Origin of the sequence: Vibrio sp. SCSIO 43132, from assembly GCF_019904195.1 — a bacterium.
GTDB lineage: Bacteria > Pseudomonadota > Gammaproteobacteria > Enterobacterales > Vibrionaceae > Vibrio > Vibrio nigripulchritudo.
Window position 1 is genome coordinate 1,036,442 of sequence record NZ_CP063199.1, and the last position, 19,263, is coordinate 1,055,704.

Here is a 19,263-nt window from a genome sequence, read left to right on the forward strand (position 1 = left end):
AATGGAAAAGAAGCACTTAGCGAATGTCATGATTGAGCAGTTCACGAAAGCGGTCGAAAACGGTGTTGACCTAATTGCTGTGGTCGCCGATTCAACGTCAACCTCCAAAATTTCTCCATTTATGTCGAGGTATCCAGAAAGGGTTGTCAATGTAGGTATAGCAGAACAGGCATTAGTGAGTACAGCGGCAGGGCTGGCGCTAGGGGGGAAAGTGGTGGTCACCTGTAATGCTGCCCCTTTTTTGGTTTCTCGGGCAAACGAACAAATTAAAATAGATGTTTGCTACAACGACACCAACGTAAAAATGTTTGGTCTGAATTCCGGTGCCAGCTATGGTCCTTTGGCGAGTACTCACCATTCAATCGATGATATATCTGTGATGAGAGGGTTTGGTCGGCTAGAGATCTTTGCACCGAGCGATCCTATTGAATGTGAGCAGATTATTCAGTACGCAATAAACAAAGTAGGGCCAGTCTATATTCGAATGGACGGCAAACCGCTTCCTGTGCTTCACGATGAAGGTTATCGCTTTGAACCGGGCAAAGTGGATGTGTTGACGCGAGGTGAGAATGTATCGCTGGTGGCGTTAGGGTCTACTGTGCATGAAGTTTACGAAGCGTCTGAGAGGCTGTTGTCAGAAGGGATCAGTGCGAATGTGATCAGCTTGTCGTCCATCCGACCGCTTAACAAAGCGGAGTTGATTGAAGCCGTTGGTCAGACACCGTTTGTGATTTCAGTGGAAGAACACAATGTAAATGGTGGAGTCGGAGCGCTAGTCTCAGAAGTTATGGCAGAACAAGGTTCAGGTACACGGTTAATCCGGTTAGGTATCAACGACGGCGAATATGCGATAGCGGCCAATCGAGAAGATATGCGAGCGCATCATGGGATAGATGCGAACTCTATCTATAATCTGGTGAAAAACCTAATGGATTCTTAAGGGCGAGGCGACATGGAAAAGTACATTCTTGCTATTGATGAAGGCACAACCAACGCGAAGGCATTACTCATCAATCAGAAGGGAGAAATTGTTTTTAAGGACTCTCGTCCGCTTAACGTGTTTCACCCACAAGCGGATTGGTCGGAGCAAGACCCTGAGGCGATTTGGCAGGCTGTGGTTTCGCTATTACGATCTTGTATTGAATATTCTTCTCCAGATGCTATTGCTGCAATTGCCATTAGTAATCAACGAGAGTCGGTGATGATGTGGGAGCGGGACTCTGGAAAGGCAATTACCCCGCTTATTTCCTGGCAATGCCGACGTTCTGTGCCATTTTGCCAAGCGCTTAAAGAAAGCAATATCGAGCCGTTATTGATTGAGAAAACAGGTTTGATGATTGACCCGCTCTTTCCCGCAGCCAAAATAAACTGGCTATTAAATGACTTACCAAGTGGATTTGAAAAAGCACAAACAGGTTTCTACTGCGCAGGTACTGTGGATGCCTGGTTGCTATGGAAATTGACAGGTACTAAGGAGTTTGCAACAGACAGTTCAAACGCATCCCGAACTCAGCTATTCAATCTCAACACTCAAGAATGGGATAAAGCCCTATTGGATGTGTTTGAAGTGCCTGCTTCTTTGCTGCCTAAGGTGAATCCATCTTCCTGTATTCATGGGAAAACGCATAATATCGATGGTTTTCCTGACGGTGTTCCCATCGCCTCTATGATTGGTGATTCACACGCCGCGCTTTATGGGCACAAAGGATTTGAAGAGGGTGCCGTAAAAGCGACATTTGGTACTGGGTCGTCGCTTATGTCCGTCACCAATATCAGCAAGCAGCCGGAGCATGGGTTAACCAAAACCATCGCCTGGGCTGATAAATATGGCGTTTGTCAGGCGTTAGAAGGAAACATTACCCATTCAGGATCTGCACTGGACTGGGTTCGCTCCGTTATTGGTGATATTCCTGAAAGTGCACTCAACAATATAGAAGCGCATGCACCAACCAATGGGGGCGTTTATTTTGTGCCTGCTCTATCAGGGCTTGGTGCACCGCATTGGCAAACAGATGTGAAAGCGACATTTTCCGGTATGGATATCAGTACGACCAAATATCAGTTGCTCAGAGCTGGTCTGGAGTCGATCGCGTATCAAGTAAAGGATATTTTGGATGCCATCGAAAAAGATACCAAGCAGCAGGTCACGAAAGTGATGGTGGATGGCGGGCCAACTGCTAATGCGTGGCTCATGCAGTTTTTAAGCAATCTGATTCAAAAGCCAGTTATTCGCAACTTAGATGCGGAAGTGTCTGCCATTGGAGCGGCTTTTCTTGCGGGTCAATCGATAGGCTGGTGGGAAACTCACGAGAGCCTGAAAGCACTTGATCATCCCGTTCAGTCTTTTTACCCGAAGGTGGGAGCTGATCTGGCAGAGAAATGGTATGAAGGTTGGAAAGATGCGCTGGCGCGTACTCTCATTTGAGTCTTTCTTGCGGATAAAAAAACACCGCCTAAGTAGGCGGTGTGAAAATTTGACAGACAGGTCAAAATAATACAGGAAGTATGGTCCTAGCGCTGAGCGCTGAGACACTGGTAGATAACTCTACCAACTCGAAATTCGAGTTTATGCAAACACAACATCGCAACAACTAAACCAATTGATTATCAAAGATAATCAAGCCGTTCAGGCTCAGCGTTGCGAAACGAAATATAGATTTTCTCTGGCTCATCGGCAATCGACAATTTATAATGTTTCGGATAAAAAAAACTAATGCTTAGTTGAATTAGGTGAAACATGTCGAGACGTCTTCCCCCTCTCAATTCACTCCGTGTGTTTGAAGCAGCAGCCAGACACCTGAGTTTTACCCGAGCTGCTGAAGAACTCTTCGTTACTCAGGCGGCGGTTAGCCACCAAATCAAAACGTTAGAAGACTATTTAGGGCTGAAACTTTTCCGCCGTCGTAATCGGTCATTGCTGCTTACTGAAGAAGGGCAAAGCTATTTTCTGGACATCAAAGATGTCTTTACCTCGCTGGCAGAAGCCACAGATAAAGTGCTCGAACGCAGTGAGAAAGGGGCTTTGACCATCAGCTTACCCCCAAGTTTTGCGATTCAGTGGCTGGTTCCAAGGCTGGCGGACTTCAATCTGCAAGAGCCAGATATCGATGTTCGGATTAAAGCGGTTGATATGGATGAAGGTTCGCTGACTGATGATGTGGATGTAGCCATCTACTATGGTCGGGGAAATTGGTCTGGTTTGCGGGCAGATAAACTTTATCAGGAATGTTTGATTCCGGTCTGCTCTCCACAACTGTTATTGAGCAAAAAACCATTAGAATCTCTTGGGGATTTAAAACATCATACGTTATTGCACGACACATCCAGAAAAGATTGGAAACAATTTACTCGCATTCATGATATTGAGGGCGTGAATGTAAACCACGGTCCGATCTTCAGCCATTCCACCATGGTACTGCAAGCGGCGGCTCACGGTCAGGGGGTTGCTCTAGGTAATAACGTACTAGCACAACCTGAAATTGATGCAGGGCGGCTGGTGTGTCCGTTTGACGAAGTGCTAGTCAGCAAAAATGCCTTTTATGTTGTGTGTCATGAACAACAGGCGGATACCGGTCGAATCGCGACATTTCGAGATTGGATGCTGGCGAAAGCGGCAAAAGAACAAGAGGATTTTATTGAATGACCCAAGTGTTAATCGATGGAGAAGGTGACTTAACGTTTTTGTTTGCACACGGCGCGGGTGCAGGCATGGAACACGAATTTATGGAGCAGGTCGCCAAAGGCTTGTCTGGTCTTGGAATCCGTGTGGTTCGCTTTAATTTTCCTTACATGGTGAAACGCAGTGAAGACGGGAAGAAGCGCCCGCCTGATCGTGCGCCAAAATTGCTGGAAGCTTATCAAACCACTCTGGAAGACCAAGCCAACGGCAAGCCAGTGGTTATCGGTGGTAAATCCATGGGTGGGAGAATGGCAAGCCTGATGTCTGAGTCGGAACTTGTCGGTGGTATTGCCTGCCTTGGCTTCCCGTTTCACCCACCGGGCAAACCTGAAAATTATAAGGGCGACCATCTGGCTACGATAGCAAAACCTACCCTGATTCTTCAGGGAGAGCGAGATACTTTCGGGAAGAAAGAAGAATGTGCCGATTTTGCTTTTTCGAAGCATGTCGAGCTCACATTTATTCCTGATGGCGACCACAGCTTCAAGCCCAGAAAAAGTTCAGGGCATACTCAGGACAGCAATATTGAGTTAGCGGTATCGCACCTAGAACGATTCATTCGGAGTTGCTATGAAAAGTAAAACGATTCTTGCTACAGCAGGTTTCTTTGGTGCAACAGCGGTGATGCTCGGGGCATTTGCCGCTCACGGATTGAAAAAAATTCTCTCAGACTACCTTATTGGTGTTTTTGAGACCGGAGTTCACTACCAGTTTGTTCATATGATTGCCCTGATTTTGGTGGCGATTCTGCTGCAAAGAAATCTTGGTGAAAAGGCGCAAAAAGGACTGCGATTCGCCGCCATTTGCTTTATCATCGGCATCCTTTGTTTTAGTGGCAGCCTATACGCATTGGCACTGACTGGCATCAAATGGTTTGGTCCTATCACTCCGTTTGGTGGCGTAATGTTTATTGTGGGTTGGGTGAGCTTCACTATTGCTGCGTTAAGAATTGAAGAGGTGAAGTCGTGAAACACTTAATGCTCTACTGCCGCCAGGGTTTTGAAAAAGAGTGTGCAGGTGAGATCCAAGATCGTGCTACCCAGCTAGAGGTGTACGGTTTCCCGAGAGTACAAAAGAACACAGGTTACGTTCTGTTTGAATGCTATCAGGAAGGCGATGGTGCGAAACTGGCTCAGGAGCTGGACTTCAATTCGTTGATCTTTGCTCGTCAGATTTTTGCTGTGGCGGCAGAGTGTAAAGACCTTCCTCAAGATGACCGTATTTCTCCGATTCTGGAAGGGTTGACCGAACACGAAGATTTGCCACGCTGTGGTGACCTACGTGTTGAAACGCCCGACACCAACGAAGCCAAAGAACTTCTGAAGTTCTGCCGTAAATTTACGGTGCCACTGCGTCAGGCTTTGCGCGGAAAAGGTGTTCTTTACAATAAAGACAACCCGAAAAAACCAGTACTTCACGCTTGTTTTGTCGCACCAGGTCACTGCTTTGTTGGTTACTCCTTATCAGACAACAACTCTAAATTCTTTATGGGGATTCCAAGGCTCAAGTTCCCGGCAGATGCCCCGAGCCGTTCAACGCTTAAGCTGGAAGAAGCGTTCCACGTGTTCATTCCTAAAGAGGAGTGGGATACAAGACTGGCGTCGGGCATGTGGGCAACGGATTTGGGTGCTTGTCCTGGTGGCTGGACATATCAATTGGTTAAGCGGTCGATGTTCGTCCACGCGATTGACAATGGCATGATGGCGCAAAGCCTGATGGATACGGGTCAGGTGAAACATCACATGGAAGATGGCTTCAAGTTCGAGCCACCAAGAAAAAACGTCACCTGGCTGGTATGTGACATGATTGAAAAGCCTTCTCGTGTTGCTCAGTTGATGGGTGAATGGCTTATTAAAGGTTGGGCGAAAGAGACAATCTTCAACCTTAAGCTGCCGATGAAGGGGCGCTATGATGAAGTGCTTCAGGATATTGAAAACCTAAAAGTGTTCCTTATCGACAATAAGGTGAAATTCCGCCTTCAGGCGAAGCACCTGTATCACGATCGCGAAGAAATTACGGTGCACATTCAGTGCCTGTCTAATATTTCTCCTCACTAGGATGTATTTCCCTAGGAAATAAAAAAACGCTCCTGACTGGAGCGTTTTTTGTATCAGCGTCTATTCTTCAAATCGCGCTTTTTCTTGCTTCTCGACCTCAGACAACTTGGTGAGTTTTAAACCCAGTTCCTTGCCACGATGCCTTGCATACAAGGTGTTTCCCATGAACGCTAAGGTGGTCAGCAGCAGCTCCACGATGGCTAACCAACGCTCCCCTTCATTGACATATAAAATGGTCAGTGAATGAAGAAAATACAGCATCAGAACAAAGTTCGCCCATGCATGAGTGTACGGTCTGCCAGCAAGAATCCCAGGCAGTGGCAGCAGCAATGGGACACTCCAGGCGATGGCTAATGTTATGTTGCTGATGTGGGGGTGAGGCGAAAGGCTTAGCTGCCATAATAGTACCCAGCCCAGCAACCCAATATTTCCAGCCAAAGCGAGATAACGAAACTTGATAGAGGATGTTTCTACCATCACAGATCCTTAGTCAACAGACCTTAGTTTTTCAGCTTCTTAGCGCATTCGCCCAGACGTTTACCGAGCGCGAAAGCAAGTTGTCCTTCATCGGATTGATTGGATTGTATCTGGCTTCCAAGGGTGGATGCACCATACGGTGTGCCACCTTGTGATGTGGTGTGCAAAGCAGGTTCAGAATATGGGATACCGAGCAGCATCATACCGTGATGAAACAGTGGCAACATCATGCTCTGAAGCGTGGTTTCCTGACCACCATGCAGCGAAGATGAAGACGTAAAAACGCATGCTGGTTTATCGATGAGATCCCCTGCCACCCAAAGTGGGGTAGATGAATCCCAAAAATGCTTAAGAGGTGCCGCCATGTTACCGAACCATACGGGGCTTCCCATGGCTAAACCGTCGCATTGTTTCAGTTCATCGAGCGAAATGACGGGATCTTCTGGCTGCGAGGCGTTTTCGCTTATTTCTTCTACGGTTCGGATGAGAGGTTCGCACCCCTCAACCGAAGAAACACCACGGGCAATCTGACGCGCCAATTTTCGCGTGCTACCGTGGCGGCTGTAGTAAAGGATAACGACCTTTACACTCATAGGATTTCTAAAACCTGCTCTGGCGGGCGACCAAGACGAGCCGCGTCACCCTTGATCACGATTGGTCGTTCGATAAGTTTTGGGTTGGCGACCATCGCTTCAAACAGTTGCTCGTCGGTTACTGAGGCATCCCCCAAATTAAGCGTTTTATAGATATCTTCTTTAGTGCGCATCATTTTGCGCACGCTATCAAGACCTAGCTGAGCAAAAACGGTTTTCAGTTGTTCGACGGTGAGGTCCGCATCAAGATACTTAACAACGTCTGGTGTAATGCCTTTTTCTTCTAGTAACGCCAGAGTCTGACGACTCTTAGAACAGCGTGGGTTGTGATAAATAGTGACCGACATGTCTTCTCCCAATTCTTGGTTTTTTAATACTTGTTTTTGTAGTGCTTATTAGTTCTGCAATGCATAGAAGCGATCGCGTTCCAGCCCAAGCTGGTCAATTCGCGCATCGTATCTTGCCTGTTTTAGGCTTCCCAGATCAACGAGCTTACTGGCTTCTGCGTAAAAGCTGATCGCCTGTTTCCAGTCAGCTTTGAGTGCGAAGATCTCTCCGCGTGCCGCCGCTTCTTCGTCAAGTTTACCCTGCTTACCAGAAGCATCAGACAGCAATGCCCAGCCGTTCAAATCTTCAGGATGATCATGAGTATAGCGTTGAAGTAGTCGAGTCGCTTCAGCGTATTTGTCGCTCTCTATCATTAAATTTGCATAGTTAATGGTGAGAACTGGGTTATTCGGCTTTTTATCCAGTGCACGTTTTAACATGGCTAAACCTTTGTCGTACTCTTTTTTGTAAAGGTACAGATCTGAAAGTGCATCGAGATAAAAGTTGTTATTAGGCTCCTGCTTGTCCAGCTCTACTAGCAAGGCCTCAGCCTTATCCAGTTTTTTCAAATCCAGATACGCCAGCGCTTTGCCATATTTCAACGTAGGGGCGATGTCCTTGTGCGCTTTCTTAAGACGTCTGTCCATCCAGTCGATGGCGGCATCGCTGTCGATACCAGCATGGCGAGCAATGATGCGAGCCCTAGCCAGATGGTATTCAATGGAAGGACCTAAGCGCTTCGGAGGCATACTCTGTGCTCTGGCACGGGAATCTGTGATTCGGTCTTCAGGCAGTGGGTGAGTTAATAGCATTGGTGGTGGCTTGCTCACGTAACGGAATTCATCCGCTAAACGACCAAAAAATCGTGGCATGGCCTGAGGGTCAAAACCCGCTTTAGACATAGTGACAATGCCAAAGCGATCCGCTTCTTTTTCATTAGAACGGGTGTAGTTGATTTGGCTCTGGATCATTCCCGCCTGAGTAGCAGTAATGGCGGCAATACCGGCTTGCGGTGCAGCGACGGCTAACAGAAGTGAGCCAACTAAAGCTGCAATGGTTGCTGGCGAACGACGCGCTTGATCTTCCATTGCTCTTGCTAAGTGACGTTGAGTTACGTGAGCAATTTCGTGCGCGATAACGGAAGCGAGTTCGCTTTCTGAACGAGCATGCAAAAACAGCCCGGAATGCAGTGCGACATAGCCTCCGAAAAAGGCAAATGCGTTGATATCGCGATCCTGAATCAGAAAGAAATTGAAAGGCGTTTTTACGTCATTGGCATGGGCGACAAGTTGGTGCCCAAGGTTGCTGATGTATTCATTTAAAACAGGGTCATGCACAATTGGCTGGCTTCTGCGCAACATGCGCATGTAAGCGTCCCCGTACTGCAGCTCCTGATCAATAGTCAGGGTGGAAGCAGCTGCCGTACCAATATCTGGCAATTCATACCCCGAATTCTGAGCAATCGCTGGCTGACCGATCAGGGCTGCCATGCTGAGATACAGGGTTGAACGAGTAAGTTTAAACATTCTGCTCCATCATATTGTCATTTTTATTTTTTATCGTTTTATTGGACTACTGAACACCTTTAAGGTTCGTTTAACGCAGTTCAGGTGCTGTTCTTTTCAACAATTAGCGCAGTTTAAAACGTTAAAAGCTCACAAATTTCGATACGTTTTGCCTCACATCTGCAATTGAAAATGGAGAACACGGGTCTAAATGTCATTATACCCAAGTGACCTCAAGATACTTGGTTCAGCGAGATTTAATTGATTTTTAGGCAAGGCACCGATTTAAAGATTTAGTGGTTCTAAATCAAGAATCGGTAACGTAGCATGGGAATCAATTAAACTCGCCCTTGGGAGCTCATATTCTGTCACATTTCATCGTCAAAGAATTTGGAAAGGGCTCACCATTACGCTGCATTCTTTTCCTTGAACTGAAACAGAATATGAGTTCTGAATCCTGCATCTAGAGGTTATTTGGGTATAGAATACGGGCAATATAGTAAGTATTGGGATTCAGAATGAACAGCTACACGCTTGATTTATGTGAAGAACGCTGCCCAATGGCGTTGCTGAAAGCAAAGCGGCGTGCAGCGAGTTTGAAAACGCAGGAAATGTTAGTCATTCATTCCAATGACAAAAGTTCAGTTCAAGATATGATACGATACTTCTCTTCTGCCCTCTTTTCGGTCCGATTGGAAGAGAATGAGAGTGTTTCCACGTTAACCATAATAAGAGAGAGCAACACCTGATGTTTGATATGGTCAGCCGCTGGTATAAGCGACGTTTTTCCGACCCTCATGCTGTTAGTCTGGTCGCCATTCTGTTATTTGGCTTTGCCACTATCTATTTCTTCGGACATTTGATTGCTCCACTACTGGTTGCCATTGTGATTGCCTACCTGCTTGAATGGCCGGTCACTCAAATGATTCGTCTTGGTTTACCCCGTGCTGCTGCGGTACCGATCGTCGTGCTCGCATTCCTTGGATTGATGTTAATGGCCATTTTTGGCTTGATGCCGACTATCTGGAGTCAGGTTGGCAACCTTATTAACGACATCCCGAATATGTATAACGGGTTACAAGGGTTTATCGCCTCGATACCAGAAAAGTACCCCGAGCTTGCTAACCTTCAGATTGTGGAATCCATAGTCTCGAATGCCAAAAATAAAGTATTGGGCTTAGGTGAAAGTGTCGTAAAAGGTTCACTGGCGTCTTTGGTCAGTATTGCAACTCTGGCGGTGTATCTGATTCTTGTGCCTCTTCTGGTTTTCTTCCTTCTTAAAGACAAAGCCGAAATGCTCTCTATGCTGAGTGGCTTTCTTCCAGAAAACCGACGTTTGGCAACCAAGGTCTGGCGTGAAATGAACCAGCAGATTTCGAACTACATTCGAGGCAAGGTGATGGAAATCCTTATCGTTGGTGGTGTCAGCTACGTCACCTTTGCGATTCTGGATTTGCGATATTCAGTACTTCTGGCGGTTGCCGTGGGGTTATCAGTATTGATTCCATACATTGGTGCAGCCGCAGTGACCGTACCTGTTGCTATCGTTGGTCTGTTCCAGTGGGGGCTCACTTCAGAGTTTTACTGGTTACTGATCGCCTATGGCATTATTCAGGCGCTGGATGGAAACGTATTGGTTCCGGTTCTGTTTTCTGAGGCAGTCAACCTGCACCCAGTCGCCATCATTGTTTCAGTTCTGGTGTTTGGAGGGCTCTGGGGATTCTGGGGCGTTTTCTTCGCTATTCCGCTGGCCACGTTAGTCAAGGCGGTAATAAACGCCTTACCCAATACGGAATCTAAAACCTCGATAGCCGAAGCTGAATAGAAAAAAAGACCTCTGATTAGAGGTCTTTTTTGTATCTGAAAGTGGTTTGCTGTTACGCAGATTGTTTTAGGTAATCCAATACCACTTCATGGTGCGTTTTGGTTTTGAACTTGTTGAACACATGCTCAATCACACCTTCTTCGTTAATCAGGAAGCTGATGCGATGAAGACCGTCGTATACTTTACCCATGAATTTTTTCTCGCCCCAGACACCAAACTGTTCAGCGACTGCGTGGTCTTCGTCGGAAAGAAGCGTGAAGTTCAGGTTGTCGCGCTCAATAAATTTGCCCAGACGTTTTACTGGGTCGATGCTGACACCCAGAACGACAATATTATGTTCATCCAGCTCAGCTTTTACGTCGCGCAAGCCTTGTGCCTGAACCGTACAGCCGGGTGTCATGGCTTTAGGGTAGAAGTAGAACAACACTTTTTTGCCTTTAAAGTCAGACAAAGTCACTGTGTTGCCGTCTTGATCGAGAAGTGAGAAGGCAGGTGCCGGAGTACCAGCAGTCAAAGTTTCCATTGAGCGATCCTTTAATTTTTTATTGGCTGTTTTTTATGAAATTCAGGGACCCTTGAACCGACAGTTCAGTGCACAGCGTCTGGAATTCCTCTTCCAGTTGCATCAGATTACACTCACCATCTACATGGGCAGTTAACGCAATATGAAATTGATTTTTTTCTTTTTCAACCTTTGCTTTATCTATCGTCTGCGCACTTAGCGAAGACATTCCGATTTGGCGGTCGGCAAAGAATTGCGTGAACTTTTCGGTCAGACCCATTTTGTCTTCCGATTCGACAAAGACTTCGATGCGGTAAACATGTTCTGGGTCTTGATGAGGAGAAGTACGTTTCATGATCGTAATTAGATCATGTTCTTGCCCCATAAGTGGGAGACTGGTTTCAACGCGTGCCAGACTGTTGTTATTGCCAGATAACAGCATGATGAGGGTGAATTCGCTACCAAACAGTGCGATTCGGCTGTCGATAATATTACAACCTGACTCAGTGACCAGATGAGTTATTTGGTTACTGATACCCGGGCGATCCGTACCAATAGCGGTTATCACTAGATGTTGTAACATGGGGAAGCAATTTTTCGATAAGTCTTATTCTGCATGGTAGCACAGTTCCTTTGAGATAGCCTGATAGCGGGGTGGTAAATTCTGTTCTCTGACACGAAAAAATCGCCGCTCTGCTAAAAAAACAGCCAATCCATGCTTAACCTCCAATTATTGACGCGAGTTTGTCATCTAAGGCGGTCTGAACCCTTGTTTTAATCAAGGATGTTAAAGTACCATGCTAGAAACCCATTTGAGCGTAGACGTACCCGTTTGGGGAGGCTTTAACGCCATTTGGTATAAAAAATTATTAAGGAGATGGACATGTTTTCTGGAAGCTGGGTTGCGCTTTTGACACCGTTTAATGAAGAAGGTGAAGTGGATTTCGAAAGCCTAAAGCAACTTGTTGAGTACCACGTTGACGCCGGTACAGATGGAATTGTCGCGGTAGGCACGACAGGAGAATCTGCCACTTTAACAATTGAAGAGCATGTCAAAGTTGTGAATAAGGCAGTGGAATACGCAAATGGTCGTATTCCTATCGTGGCTGGTACAGGTGCGAATGCAACGCACGAATCGGTTACGTTTAGCCGATTGCTTCAAGGTTCTGGCATTGTTGGTGTACTGAGTGTTACACCTTACTACAACAAGCCAACTCAGGAAGGTTTGTACCAGCACTACAAAGCCATCTCTGAAGCGAGTGATGTGCCAATCATTCTTTACAACGTACCGGGGCGTACGGCTGTTGATCTTCAACCTCAAACAGTTGCGCGTCTTGCCGAGCTTGAAAACATCGTTGCGATCAAAGATGCGACCGGTGATTTGGAACGAGTTGCAATTCACCGTGAACTTTGTGGCGAAGATTTTATCTTACTAAGTGGCGATGACTCTACAGGTCTTGAATTCTGTAAGCTAGGTGGTCATGGCGTTATCTCTGTTACCAACAATATTGCGGCAGCAGATATGGCGAAAATGATGCATCTTGCAAAAGATGGTGAATTTGAAGAAGCAGCACAAATCAACCTGCGTTTGATGACTCTGCACAAGAACCTGTTTATTGAGGCAAGCCCAATCCCTGTAAAATGGGCCGCTCATCAGTTGGGTCTTATCAAATGTGGTCACCTAAGACTGCCAATGACCGAGCTATCCGAGCAAGCACAGCCAGTGATTTCAAAATCTCTGGCGGAAGCAGGAATCCAAGCATAAACGTTGCTCCCGAAGCTTTGCGCTTCGGGAAACATTTAGGAGTTTTAATGAAGTTTTCACGTCAGCTAGTGACTGGTTCGCTGGCTGTTTTCGTACTGGCTGCTTGTTCAAGCGACCCGTCTTCTCGCCGTCAGGCAAAAGATGATTTTACCTATCTTGAAACCAAGCCTCTGAAAGAGTGGTCGTTACCTCAGGGTGCGACGCCTCAGTTCTACCCTAACTACGATATCCCTGCTGGTGAGTACACTGGGGGCATTGGTAAGAGCGTTGATATTCGTCCACCTCAACAAATTCTGGATCTGATTCCAGGAGCGCGTTCTGAAGTGAAAGACGGTGAAGCAACGTTGTGGTTAGTTCGTGAATCGGAACAGGAAAAAGTGTGGCGCACGGCGCTTCAAATGATTTCTAATCAAGGCATTGGTCTGCGTGATAACACGTCAAATCGTATTGAAACGGACTGGGTCACCTGGAGATCGGAAGACGAAGACACAGACATTGGCAGTCGCTATTTGCTGGAGCGTTTTGAGTCTAATCGTCGATATGGTTTTAAGATTTCACTGATCGACTGGCGTGAAGGCACTCAGGTAAAACCTGTGAAAGCGACCGACAAAGAGCGCTACAACATTTTAATGACTAATCTGGTCACTTCAACGTACGACAATAATCTTCGTGCCGAGGCAGCACTGAAAGCGCAAGAGCTTGTGAAACGTATTCCTATTAGCCTGGGTAAAGACCGAAGCGGGCTACCTGTCATCATTGCGCGTGCACCTTATGCTACGTTGTGGCAGCATATGCCAACCATCCTGCCACAGATTGGGTTTGAAATCGAAGATCGCAATCAGTCTCAGGGCATCATAAAAGTGAAGTACGCTAAGCCAGATGATGAGTTTTGGCAGAAGATTGGTATGAAACCACTGGATTTGAGTGGCAGTTCGTTTACGTTCCTGATGGGGGATTTGGATAACCGAACTTCTATCAACGTGACAGACAGTTCTGATAAACCAATCAACGAGCAATTGCTGACCGACTTAGCGCCGATTCTGGCGAAAGTCGCTGAAAACTCCGTTCAGTAACATCACAGTTCGATGAAATAGAAAAAGGTGCCAATGGCACCTTTTTTGTGTTCATTTTTCGCAATTATCGTCAATCTTGCTTCTTCTGCTGGTTGTCTTTATCCAGATCGTTCAGCTTATCCAGGTCGCTTTTCCCTCTTTCAACCTGCGTAAACTTCATTTTTGCTGTGTACTTTAATGCGGCGATATTGCCAATCACGACCGCTAATACAATGATAATGATAACCCAAGGGTTGGTGAGAAATTCCATTTTAATCCCCTACGTTGTTGATGAAGCGATTGTATATGGTATCAAGCATGGGGAGAACGATTTGCTGCCCTTCAATGGGGGAAATGTGCAACGTCTCTCGGATTGTTTCCACACTCAAAGCGTTCAAATTGGGTTTTGCTACCGCTTCAAAACTGATATGCCATGGCTCGATGGCTACACCGCCTAAATCATTCTGATAAGGCAGATAGAACCCGAAGGATTGCATTTCCTGACTCAGCCAGTCTGAAAAGGCTTTTTGATGACCTGTCTGGTATTCCCAGGGTTCCAATTGCAGGCTGACTCCATCGGGCAGACAGTTTTTGGCGTAAACATCAAAATCGGTCCCCCAGTGATGGCGACTCGCGCTGGGCAATGCAGACCAACGCAATATTGCCAGCACTTTTTCTTCGTCCGACAAAGAAGCAGGATCAATGGGTTGAGACTGGCTATCGAGAATCGCTCTCTGACCAGAATACTTAGCATCCCAAATCGCCTTCTGACGATGATAATCGCGAAACCCACTGGCAATACCTAACTCAAATCCAGCCTTTTCTGCCTGGTGGTAAAGCTTTTCTAAAGCTTCTCCGGCTAAAGGGTGAGCGAGTACCGACTGAGTGCCTATCTGGCACTCAGTTAGGTGGTTTTGAGTCAGTCCTGTCAGCGATTCACGGCTCATTTGTTTGCCAGTAACTCTTCAAGCGTAACTTGGTACATGTCGGTCAGTAGCTCTAGATCAGCAACACTGACACACTCATTCACTTTGTGGATAGTCGCGTTAACAGGGCCGAGTTCAATAACCTGTGCTCCCATTCGAGCAATAAAGCGACCATCAGATGTGCCACCAGTTGTTAGTAGTTCTGGCTTCTTGTGATTCACTTTCTCAACAGCAGTCACAATGGCGTCTTTCAGTGCACCTGCATCGGTTAAGAATGGGTGACCACTTAGTGTCCATTCCAGATCGTAATCCAATCCGTATGAATCCAGTGTGGAATGAACGCGACGCTTAATGTCTTCATCCGTCAGTTCGGTACTGAAACGGAAGTTGAACTGGACGCTAAACTCACCTGGAATGACGTTAGAAGCCCCTGTACCTGATTGCAGATTTGGGATCTGGAAACTGGTTGGTGGGAAATAGTCGTTTCCATCATCCCACTTAGTCGCCGCCAATTCTGCCAAAGCTGGCAGTGCTTGATGCACCGGGTTGTTCGCCAGGTGAGGGTATGCCACGTGCCCCTGTGTTCCTTTCACGACAAGATCGCCAGTGATAGAGCCGCGACGACCATTTTTCACTACGTCACCCACATGATGGGTACTGGAAGGTTCACCGACAATACACATGTCGATCATCTCGTTGCGCTCCACTAATGTATCAACGACACGAGTCGTACCATTGATAAAGGGCCCTTCTTCATCTGAAGTAATAAGGAAAGCAATCGAGCCTTTGTGATTTGGGTTTTCAGTAACGAAACGTTCGACCGCAACCACCATACATGCCAGTGAACCTTTCATGTCAGCAGCACCACGTCCGTGGAGGTGGCCATCAATAACCGTTGGCTCGAACGGAGAGGTGTGCCATTGTTCTAATGGACCGGCTGGCACGACATCAGTGTGTCCTGCAAAAGCAAACAGAGGTGCTTCTGTACCACGGCGTGCCCAGAAGTTAGTGGTGTCTTCAAACACCATCACTTCAATTTCAAACCCTAGCGCCTTTAAGCGTTCGATCATAACTTCCTGGCAGCCTTCATCCAGTGGCGTTACTGAAGGGCGGCTAATGAGATCTTTGGCTAGCGCCAATACTGGGCTGTCTGTCATCCTTGAAAATCCTTACTTACTTGAAAATATCTTGGTACTGATCGGCTTTAAAACCGATGTGGTAGGCATCTTCTACCAAAAGAATAGGGCGTTTAATCATCGCAGGGTGCTCGACCAGCAATTCAATTGCCGATTGTTCATTCAGCGAGTCTTTTTGTTCTTGTGAAAGCTGACGGAAGGTTGTGCCGCGCTTATTCAAAACCTGTTCCCAACCCAGCTGTTGGCAAAAGGTTTCAACCATAGATTTATCGATTCCCTGTTTGCGGTAATCGTGAAATTCGTATGCGATGTTTTCAGCGTCTAACCACTTTTTTGCTTTCTTAATTGTGTCGCAGTTAGGAATGCCGTACATGATGTTTGCCATAGCGCTATTGCTTCCTTTTTACTTTTGAGGTTTCAAATCCTATCAGGTTAAAAAGGGGTCGCAAGTCCAAAGCGCTCGTCAAAGCAAAAATACGGTATTTATTGACCAGTTGATAACTAAAAACAGGCACTCGGAAAGCAATAATGTCTCATTTATCAGCAAAGCGTTTCGTGTACGATAAACGAGAGGTTAATCACTCCCAATCTCATTAAGTTTGATCAAGCGCAACATATCACGTGCCAGAACATCAATAATGAGGAAGTTCCCACCATGAGTGGGGGTATTACCAGAGATCTCAAAGGAGAAGATCCTTGGCTAGAGAATACAGCGGTAGGAGGTGTCAATGGAATTGAATCCTGTATTTGCAAGACGATTATATTTGGCTTTATTAGTAGAGAGTCTGGACAGACCGAACGTTCCTAAGCTTATCGAGAAAACTGGCTGGCCCAGACGCACCATTCAAGATGTTCTTAAAGCATTGCCAGGCTTGGGCATTGAACTCATGTTTGTACAGGATGGACGCCGTCATAACGATGGCTATTACCAATTATCCGATTGGGGACCATTTGACAGCCAATGGGTACTAGACAGACAAAAAGACATTGCATCAACGCTGGGATATTGAGCGTAAAGGTGGATTGATTCAGCCAGCAGTTTTGCTGGCTGATTTTTTATGGGCAAAAGTAAGCGTTACCAAAGAAGGTTACAGATGTTTTGAAATGGATTGGGCTGTTTAAGTAAACGCGATTCGCCCCAAGTGATGAAGCCCGGTTCTTTAAGTCATTGACTGCGCCCTGAATCATGGCATCGTTGTTGAAAAACAAAAATGAATACCAGTGACCTTCACTGCCTGTTAACTCGCCTTTCCACTGACAGGCTCCATCTACCTCAGCAGAATCCGCATAAACCGAAACGTGCTGGGCGTTGGGTTGTATTCTTTGAGATGGTGTAGAACATGCCGCCAGCGCTAGTACACTGACCAAGAAGATTGCACGCCCAATGAACTTCAACATTATTTATTACCCAGAGTGAACGCAATAAAGCCTATCCAGCTTACTGCCAGAAGAATCCAGGGTAAAAGGTTAGTAGATTTTTGTTGCACGGGTGCGTCAGCCGTTTGTGGCTCATCATTTTCTACCAAATTTTGCTGCTGCTTACTTTTCTGAACCTTCTTTTTGGCTTTGTCTGCCTGACGTTGCCTCTCTTTCTGCTGCTTTTTGTAGAGTGCAATGCCTTTTTCAATTCCTTGAGCAATTAACTTGGTCTGCTCCTTAGTTTGCCCGGGCTTTTGCGTCGCTTTAGCAATTTTTTGGGCTTCAGATTGTGTTTCTGCAGATGGGACAATTTTTTTCTGTTTCATTGCGAACCGCGGCTTGGTATGTTTGGCCTAGAGGGTGATGCCCTAGTCTAACATTATGAAACGCAGAGGTGATAGTGCGCTATCCGATTGAAGATTACGACAAACATGGTTATTTGAAAGCCCCTATCTGGCTATGGTTAGGCTGGCTTTTTTTAGCAAAAGCATGGGTTGTATTTGTCGTTGCAGGTGTCAGTCGAGAATCTGGAAGTAAATTATTAGAAATGATCTACCCGGTGAAAGACACCCTTTATCTTGGTTTAGCCATGGGGCTACCGTCGATTTTGCTGATGTGGTTAATTGGCTTTCGCAATCCGGAAAGGAGCTGGATTAATCGGTTAATGAGCTGGGGTAGAGGGATCACCTTAGGTCTGATTGGCGGTCACTTTGCTTTAGTGGTGTACCAAATCAAACTGGGTGGTGCTGCTTTCAGTTGGTCTCACTCCATCACTGCTGTTTTACTGATTTGGTTTTTTCTGTTTGTCTGGAAAAGCCGCAGGTTAAAAGAAAGCCTGAAATGGGTGAAATAAATATCACGGTTCTTTGATTTCGCTTTCACTTTTATGACTTACATTTATGGCACTATGCTTGTTATATCCCCCCAAGCAGAGGCGGGAGTAATAATCGCTAACTAAATGTGAGTAATAATATGTCGAATCCGCAACACGCGATTGTGCCGGAAGCAGGTGCATTCGCTCTTTATTCTTTGTTTAAAATCAGTAGCGAACCTCAAGCTGTCTTGTCTGCACTGCAAACTCTCCCTTCTTTAATCAGAGAAGTGAATGATCAACAGGAAGCAGATGTAAAACTGAGCGTGTCTTTCACTCACCAGTTCTGGTCCAAATTAAATCAGCCAATGCCAGGTGAACTGGAACCTTTCCGCGAACTGGGCAAAGGCGACATTAATGCGCCAGCAACAGATGTCGACTTCCTGATTCATTGTCATTCAGACAGGCACGATCTGCACTTCTTTGTTTTGCGCAAATTCTTAACACCCATCGCAGAGCACGTAGAGCTGGTGGATGAAACTTATGGTTACCGCTACCTCGACTCCCGAGACATGACCGATTTTGTCGATGGCACAGAAAACCCGAAAGGGGATCAGCGTCATGATGTCGCGATAATCCCTGAAGGCGATTTCGCTGGTGGCAGTTACGTGATGGTTCAGCGCTTTGTTCATAACTTGCCCGCCTGGAATCGTCTCAATGTATCAGCGCAGGAAAAAGTGGTGGGAAGAACCAAACCCGATTCCATCGAACTTGATGACGTACCCGCTGCTTCCCACGTTGGTCGTGTAGACATTAAGGAAGAGGGCAAGGGGTTGAAGATTGTTCGTCACAGCCTGCCTTATGGCTCAGTGTCGGGTGAACACGGCTTACTCTTTATTGCTTACTGTCAAACACTGCACAACTTCAAAGCCATGCTTGAAAGTATGTATGGTGAAACCGATGGTAAAACCGATCAGTTGCTGCGTTTTACCTCAGCAGTGACTGGCGCGTATTTCTTTGCACCATCTGAAGCGATGCTTTCTGAATTAGCATTGGCTTAGCCTGAGTCCTTCTGGCTACTTATCCCGAGTACAGGTTAAGTAGCCAGAAAATAAGCGTTTCCTGTCATGAACAAAAAATATTCAATTTTTTCCTAAAGGTTTTTAAGCCCCCGCCGCTATAAAGCTGA

General features: G+C 46.3%; 25 protein-coding genes. 13 read left to right on the plus strand and 12 right to left on the minus strand.

Features of this window, described 5'->3' with window-relative positions; translation table 11 throughout:
* Position 1: 1 nt before the first annotated feature.
* From INR79_RS04685 to rlmM, 6 genes are all read left to right on the plus strand, one after another.
* On the plus strand, positions 2 to 940 hold the full coding sequence (locus INR79_RS04685; RefSeq protein WP_223096200.1) for a transketolase family protein: 939 nt from the start codon (positions 2 to 4) through the stop codon (positions 938 to 940).
* Positions 941 to 952: 12 nt separating this feature from the next.
* The gene (locus INR79_RS04690; RefSeq protein WP_223096201.1) at positions 953 to 2,425 is read left to right on the plus strand and encodes an FGGY family carbohydrate kinase; all 1,473 of its coding nucleotides are present in this window, start codon (positions 953 to 955) and stop codon (positions 2,423 to 2,425) included.
* A 312-nt stretch (positions 2,426 to 2,737) separates the two neighbouring features.
* Positions 2,738 to 3,643 carry a transcriptional regulator GcvA gene (locus INR79_RS04695; RefSeq protein ID WP_004408421.1) on the plus strand — a complete coding sequence of 302 codons (906 nt, stop codon included), beginning with the start codon at positions 2,738 to 2,740 and terminating at the stop codon, positions 3,641 to 3,643.
* Positions 3,640 to 4,260, plus strand: a complete 621-nt coding sequence (locus tag INR79_RS04700) for an alpha/beta family hydrolase (RefSeq protein ID WP_004408420.1) — start codon at positions 3,640 to 3,642, stop codon at positions 4,258 to 4,260. The genes INR79_RS04695 and INR79_RS04700 overlap by 4 nt, the downstream gene beginning before the upstream one ends.
* The gene (locus INR79_RS04705) at positions 4,250 to 4,648 is read left to right on the plus strand and encodes a DUF423 domain-containing protein (RefSeq protein WP_004408419.1); all 399 of its coding nucleotides are present in this window, start codon (positions 4,250 to 4,252) and stop codon (positions 4,646 to 4,648) included. Before INR79_RS04700 ends, INR79_RS04705 begins: the two co-directional genes overlap by 11 nt.
* Positions 4,645 to 5,736, plus strand: coding sequence for a 23S rRNA (cytidine(2498)-2'-O)-methyltransferase RlmM (rlmM, locus tag INR79_RS04710; RefSeq protein ID WP_022603432.1), 1,092 nt, complete (start codon positions 4,645 to 4,647; stop codon positions 5,734 to 5,736). Before INR79_RS04705 ends, rlmM begins: the two co-directional genes overlap by 4 nt.
* 60 nt (positions 5,737 to 5,796) lie before the next feature.
* On the opposite strand, the gene INR79_RS04715 is transcribed toward rlmM, so the two are convergent.
* From INR79_RS04715 to INR79_RS04730, 4 genes are read right to left on the minus strand one after another with little or no spacing between them, the layout of a single operon-like run.
* Positions 5,797 to 6,213: a DUF2069 domain-containing protein gene (locus INR79_RS04715; RefSeq protein WP_045961653.1), complete on the minus strand. Its 417-nt coding sequence runs from the start codon at positions 6,211 to 6,213 to the stop codon at positions 5,797 to 5,799.
* 23 nt (positions 6,214 to 6,236) lie between these two features.
* Positions 6,237 to 6,806 carry an NAD(P)H:quinone oxidoreductase gene (wrbA, locus tag INR79_RS04720; RefSeq protein WP_004408414.1) on the minus strand — a complete coding sequence of 190 codons (570 nt, stop codon included), beginning with the start codon at positions 6,804 to 6,806 and terminating at the stop codon, positions 6,237 to 6,239.
* Entirely contained in the window at positions 6,803 to 7,153 is a 351-nt protein-coding gene (gene arsC, locus INR79_RS04725; RefSeq protein WP_022594565.1) for an arsenate reductase (glutaredoxin), read from the minus strand. Before arsC ends, wrbA begins: the two co-directional genes overlap by 4 nt.
* Before the next feature lie 48 nt (positions 7,154 to 7,201).
* A complete protein-coding gene (locus INR79_RS04730) occupies positions 7,202 to 8,659 on the minus strand; it encodes a tetratricopeptide repeat protein (RefSeq protein WP_223096203.1) in 1,458 nt (485 codons plus the stop codon).
* Positions 8,660 to 9,156: 497 nt separating this feature from the next.
* Here INR79_RS04730 and INR79_RS04735 point away from each other — a divergent pair, with 497 nt between their 5' ends.
* Both INR79_RS04735 and INR79_RS04740 read left to right on the plus strand, forming a co-directional pair.
* The gene (locus INR79_RS04735; protein ID WP_038199555.1) at positions 9,157 to 9,387 is read left to right on the plus strand and encodes a sulfurtransferase TusA family protein; all 231 of its coding nucleotides are present in this window, start codon (positions 9,157 to 9,159) and stop codon (positions 9,385 to 9,387) included.
* A complete protein-coding gene (locus tag INR79_RS04740) occupies positions 9,387 to 10,463 on the plus strand; it encodes an AI-2E family transporter (protein WP_022591619.1) in 1,077 nt (358 codons plus the stop codon). Before INR79_RS04735 ends, INR79_RS04740 begins: the two co-directional genes overlap by 1 nt.
* A gap of 52 nt (positions 10,464 to 10,515) precedes the next feature.
* Here INR79_RS04740 and bcp read toward each other — a convergent pair whose 3' ends face one another.
* Positions 10,516 to 10,986 carry a thioredoxin-dependent thiol peroxidase gene (gene bcp, locus INR79_RS04745; protein WP_022549951.1) on the minus strand — a complete coding sequence of 157 codons (471 nt, stop codon included), beginning with the start codon at positions 10,984 to 10,986 and terminating at the stop codon, positions 10,516 to 10,518.
* A 19-nt stretch (positions 10,987 to 11,005) separates the two neighbouring features.
* Positions 11,006 to 11,548 carry a glycine cleavage system protein R gene (locus INR79_RS04750; RefSeq protein ID WP_004408408.1) on the minus strand — a complete coding sequence of 181 codons (543 nt, stop codon included), beginning with the start codon at positions 11,546 to 11,548 and terminating at the stop codon, positions 11,006 to 11,008.
* 300 nt (positions 11,549 to 11,848) lie between these two features.
* Here INR79_RS04750 and dapA point away from each other — a divergent pair, with 300 nt between their 5' ends.
* A complete protein-coding gene (dapA, locus tag INR79_RS04755) occupies positions 11,849 to 12,730 on the plus strand; it encodes a 4-hydroxy-tetrahydrodipicolinate synthase (protein ID WP_223096205.1) in 882 nt (293 codons plus the stop codon).
* 47 nt (positions 12,731 to 12,777) lie between these two features.
* Positions 12,778 to 13,803 carry an outer membrane protein assembly factor BamC gene (gene bamC, locus INR79_RS04760; RefSeq protein ID WP_223096207.1) on the plus strand — a complete coding sequence of 342 codons (1,026 nt, stop codon included), beginning with the start codon at positions 12,778 to 12,780 and terminating at the stop codon, positions 13,801 to 13,803.
* Between the two features lie 70 nt (positions 13,804 to 13,873).
* On the opposite strand, the gene INR79_RS04765 is transcribed toward bamC, so the two are convergent.
* The 4 genes from INR79_RS04765 to INR79_RS04780 are packed head-to-tail and all read right to left on the minus strand — an operon-like array spanning position 13,874 to position 16,229.
* On the minus strand, positions 13,874 to 14,053 hold the full coding sequence (locus INR79_RS04765; protein WP_004408404.1) for a DUF2897 family protein: 180 nt from the start codon (positions 14,051 to 14,053) through the stop codon (positions 13,874 to 13,876).
* Position 14,054: 1 nt separating this feature from the next.
* Positions 14,055 to 14,729 carry a M15 family metallopeptidase gene (locus tag INR79_RS04770; protein ID WP_223096209.1) on the minus strand — a complete coding sequence of 225 codons (675 nt, stop codon included), beginning with the start codon at positions 14,727 to 14,729 and terminating at the stop codon, positions 14,055 to 14,057.
* Complete coding sequence (gene dapE, locus INR79_RS04775) at positions 14,726 to 15,865, minus strand: succinyl-diaminopimelate desuccinylase (RefSeq protein WP_223096211.1); 1,140 nt, start codon at positions 15,863 to 15,865, stop codon at positions 14,726 to 14,728. Before dapE ends, INR79_RS04770 begins: the two co-directional genes overlap by 4 nt.
* A 16-nt stretch (positions 15,866 to 15,881) precedes the next feature.
* Positions 15,882 to 16,229, minus strand: a complete 348-nt coding sequence (locus tag INR79_RS04780) for an ArsC family reductase (RefSeq protein ID WP_022549956.1) — start codon at positions 16,227 to 16,229, stop codon at positions 15,882 to 15,884.
* 343 nt (positions 16,230 to 16,572) lie between these two features.
* On the opposite strand from INR79_RS04780, the gene INR79_RS04785 reads away from it, so the two are divergent.
* The gene (locus INR79_RS04785) at positions 16,573 to 16,854 is read left to right on the plus strand and encodes a helix-turn-helix domain-containing protein (protein WP_004408400.1); all 282 of its coding nucleotides are present in this window, start codon (positions 16,573 to 16,575) and stop codon (positions 16,852 to 16,854) included.
* Between the two features lie 46 nt (positions 16,855 to 16,900).
* Here INR79_RS04785 and INR79_RS04790 read toward each other — a convergent pair whose 3' ends face one another.
* Together INR79_RS04790 and INR79_RS04795 are read right to left on the minus strand one after the other, a co-directional pair.
* Positions 16,901 to 17,242: a DUF4156 domain-containing protein gene (locus INR79_RS04790; protein WP_223096213.1), complete on the minus strand. Its 342-nt coding sequence runs from the start codon at positions 17,240 to 17,242 to the stop codon at positions 16,901 to 16,903.
* Entirely contained in the window at positions 17,242 to 17,589 is a 348-nt protein-coding gene (locus INR79_RS04795; RefSeq protein ID WP_004408398.1) for a DUF2956 domain-containing protein, read from the minus strand. The genes INR79_RS04790 and INR79_RS04795 overlap by 1 nt, the downstream gene beginning before the upstream one ends.
* A gap of 74 nt (positions 17,590 to 17,663) precedes the next feature.
* Here INR79_RS04795 and INR79_RS04800 point away from each other — a divergent pair, with 74 nt between their 5' ends.
* Positions 17,664 to 18,116, plus strand: a complete 453-nt coding sequence (locus INR79_RS04800; protein ID WP_004408396.1) for a DUF2919 domain-containing protein — start codon at positions 17,664 to 17,666, stop codon at positions 18,114 to 18,116.
* A gap of 119 nt (positions 18,117 to 18,235) precedes the next feature.
* Positions 18,236 to 19,135, plus strand: a complete 900-nt coding sequence (locus INR79_RS04805) for a Dyp-type peroxidase (RefSeq protein WP_022594554.1) — start codon at positions 18,236 to 18,238, stop codon at positions 19,133 to 19,135.
* The last annotated feature ends 128 nt before the right edge of the window (positions 19,136 to 19,263 follow it).

Bases quoted from the DNA above. Each gene is read 5' to 3' on its own strand.
- INR79_RS04795 (WP_004408398.1), bottom strand. From the start codon at position 17,589: ATGAAACAGAAAAAAATTGTCCCATCTGCAGAAACACAATCTGAAGCC.
- INR79_RS04735 (WP_038199555.1), top strand. From the start codon at position 9,157: ATGAACAGCTACACGCTTGATTTATGTGAAGAACGCTGCCCAATGGCG.
- arsC (WP_022594565.1), bottom strand. From the start codon at position 7,153: ATGTCGGTCACTATTTATCACAACCCACGCTGTTCTAAGAGTCGTCAG.
- INR79_RS04730 (WP_223096203.1), bottom strand. From the start codon at position 8,659: ATGTTTAAACTTACTCGTTCAACCCTGTATCTCAGCATGGCAGCCCTG.
- INR79_RS04770 (WP_223096209.1), bottom strand. From the start codon at position 14,729: ATGAGCCGTGAATCGCTGACAGGACTGACTCAAAACCACCTAACTGAG.
- dapA (WP_223096205.1), top strand. From the start codon at position 11,849: ATGTTTTCTGGAAGCTGGGTTGCGCTTTTGACACCGTTTAATGAAGAA.
- INR79_RS04805 (WP_022594554.1), top strand. From the start codon at position 18,236: ATGTCGAATCCGCAACACGCGATTGTGCCGGAAGCAGGTGCATTCGCT.
- INR79_RS04790 (WP_223096213.1), bottom strand. From the start codon at position 17,242: ATGTTGAAGTTCATTGGGCGTGCAATCTTCTTGGTCAGTGTACTAGCG.
- INR79_RS04685 (WP_223096200.1), top strand. From the start codon at position 2: ATGGAAAAGAAGCACTTAGCGAATGTCATGATTGAGCAGTTCACGAAA.
- bcp (WP_022549951.1), bottom strand. From the start codon at position 10,986: ATGGAAACTTTGACTGCTGGTACTCCGGCACCTGCCTTCTCACTTCTC.
- INR79_RS04715 (WP_045961653.1), bottom strand. From the start codon at position 6,213: ATGGTAGAAACATCCTCTATCAAGTTTCGTTATCTCGCTTTGGCTGGA.
- INR79_RS04705 (WP_004408419.1), top strand. From the start codon at position 4,250: ATGAAAAGTAAAACGATTCTTGCTACAGCAGGTTTCTTTGGTGCAACA.
- INR79_RS04695 (WP_004408421.1), top strand. From the start codon at position 2,738: ATGTCGAGACGTCTTCCCCCTCTCAATTCACTCCGTGTGTTTGAAGCA.
- INR79_RS04765 (WP_004408404.1), bottom strand. From the start codon at position 14,053: ATGGAATTTCTCACCAACCCTTGGGTTATCATTATCATTGTATTAGCG.
- INR79_RS04785 (WP_004408400.1), top strand. From the start codon at position 16,573: ATGGAATTGAATCCTGTATTTGCAAGACGATTATATTTGGCTTTATTA.
- wrbA (WP_004408414.1), bottom strand. From the start codon at position 6,806: ATGAGTGTAAAGGTCGTTATCCTTTACTACAGCCGCCACGGTAGCACG.
- INR79_RS04780 (WP_022549956.1), bottom strand. From the start codon at position 16,229: ATGGCAAACATCATGTACGGCATTCCTAACTGCGACACAATTAAGAAA.
- INR79_RS04700 (WP_004408420.1), top strand. From the start codon at position 3,640: ATGACCCAAGTGTTAATCGATGGAGAAGGTGACTTAACGTTTTTGTTT.
- INR79_RS04740 (WP_022591619.1), top strand. From the start codon at position 9,387: ATGTTTGATATGGTCAGCCGCTGGTATAAGCGACGTTTTTCCGACCCT.
- INR79_RS04750 (WP_004408408.1), bottom strand. From the start codon at position 11,548: ATGTTACAACATCTAGTGATAACCGCTATTGGTACGGATCGCCCGGGT.
- dapE (WP_223096211.1), bottom strand. From the start codon at position 15,865: ATGACAGACAGCCCAGTATTGGCGCTAGCCAAAGATCTCATTAGCCGC.
- bamC (WP_223096207.1), top strand. From the start codon at position 12,778: ATGAAGTTTTCACGTCAGCTAGTGACTGGTTCGCTGGCTGTTTTCGTA.
- INR79_RS04690 (WP_223096201.1), top strand. From the start codon at position 953: ATGGAAAAGTACATTCTTGCTATTGATGAAGGCACAACCAACGCGAAG.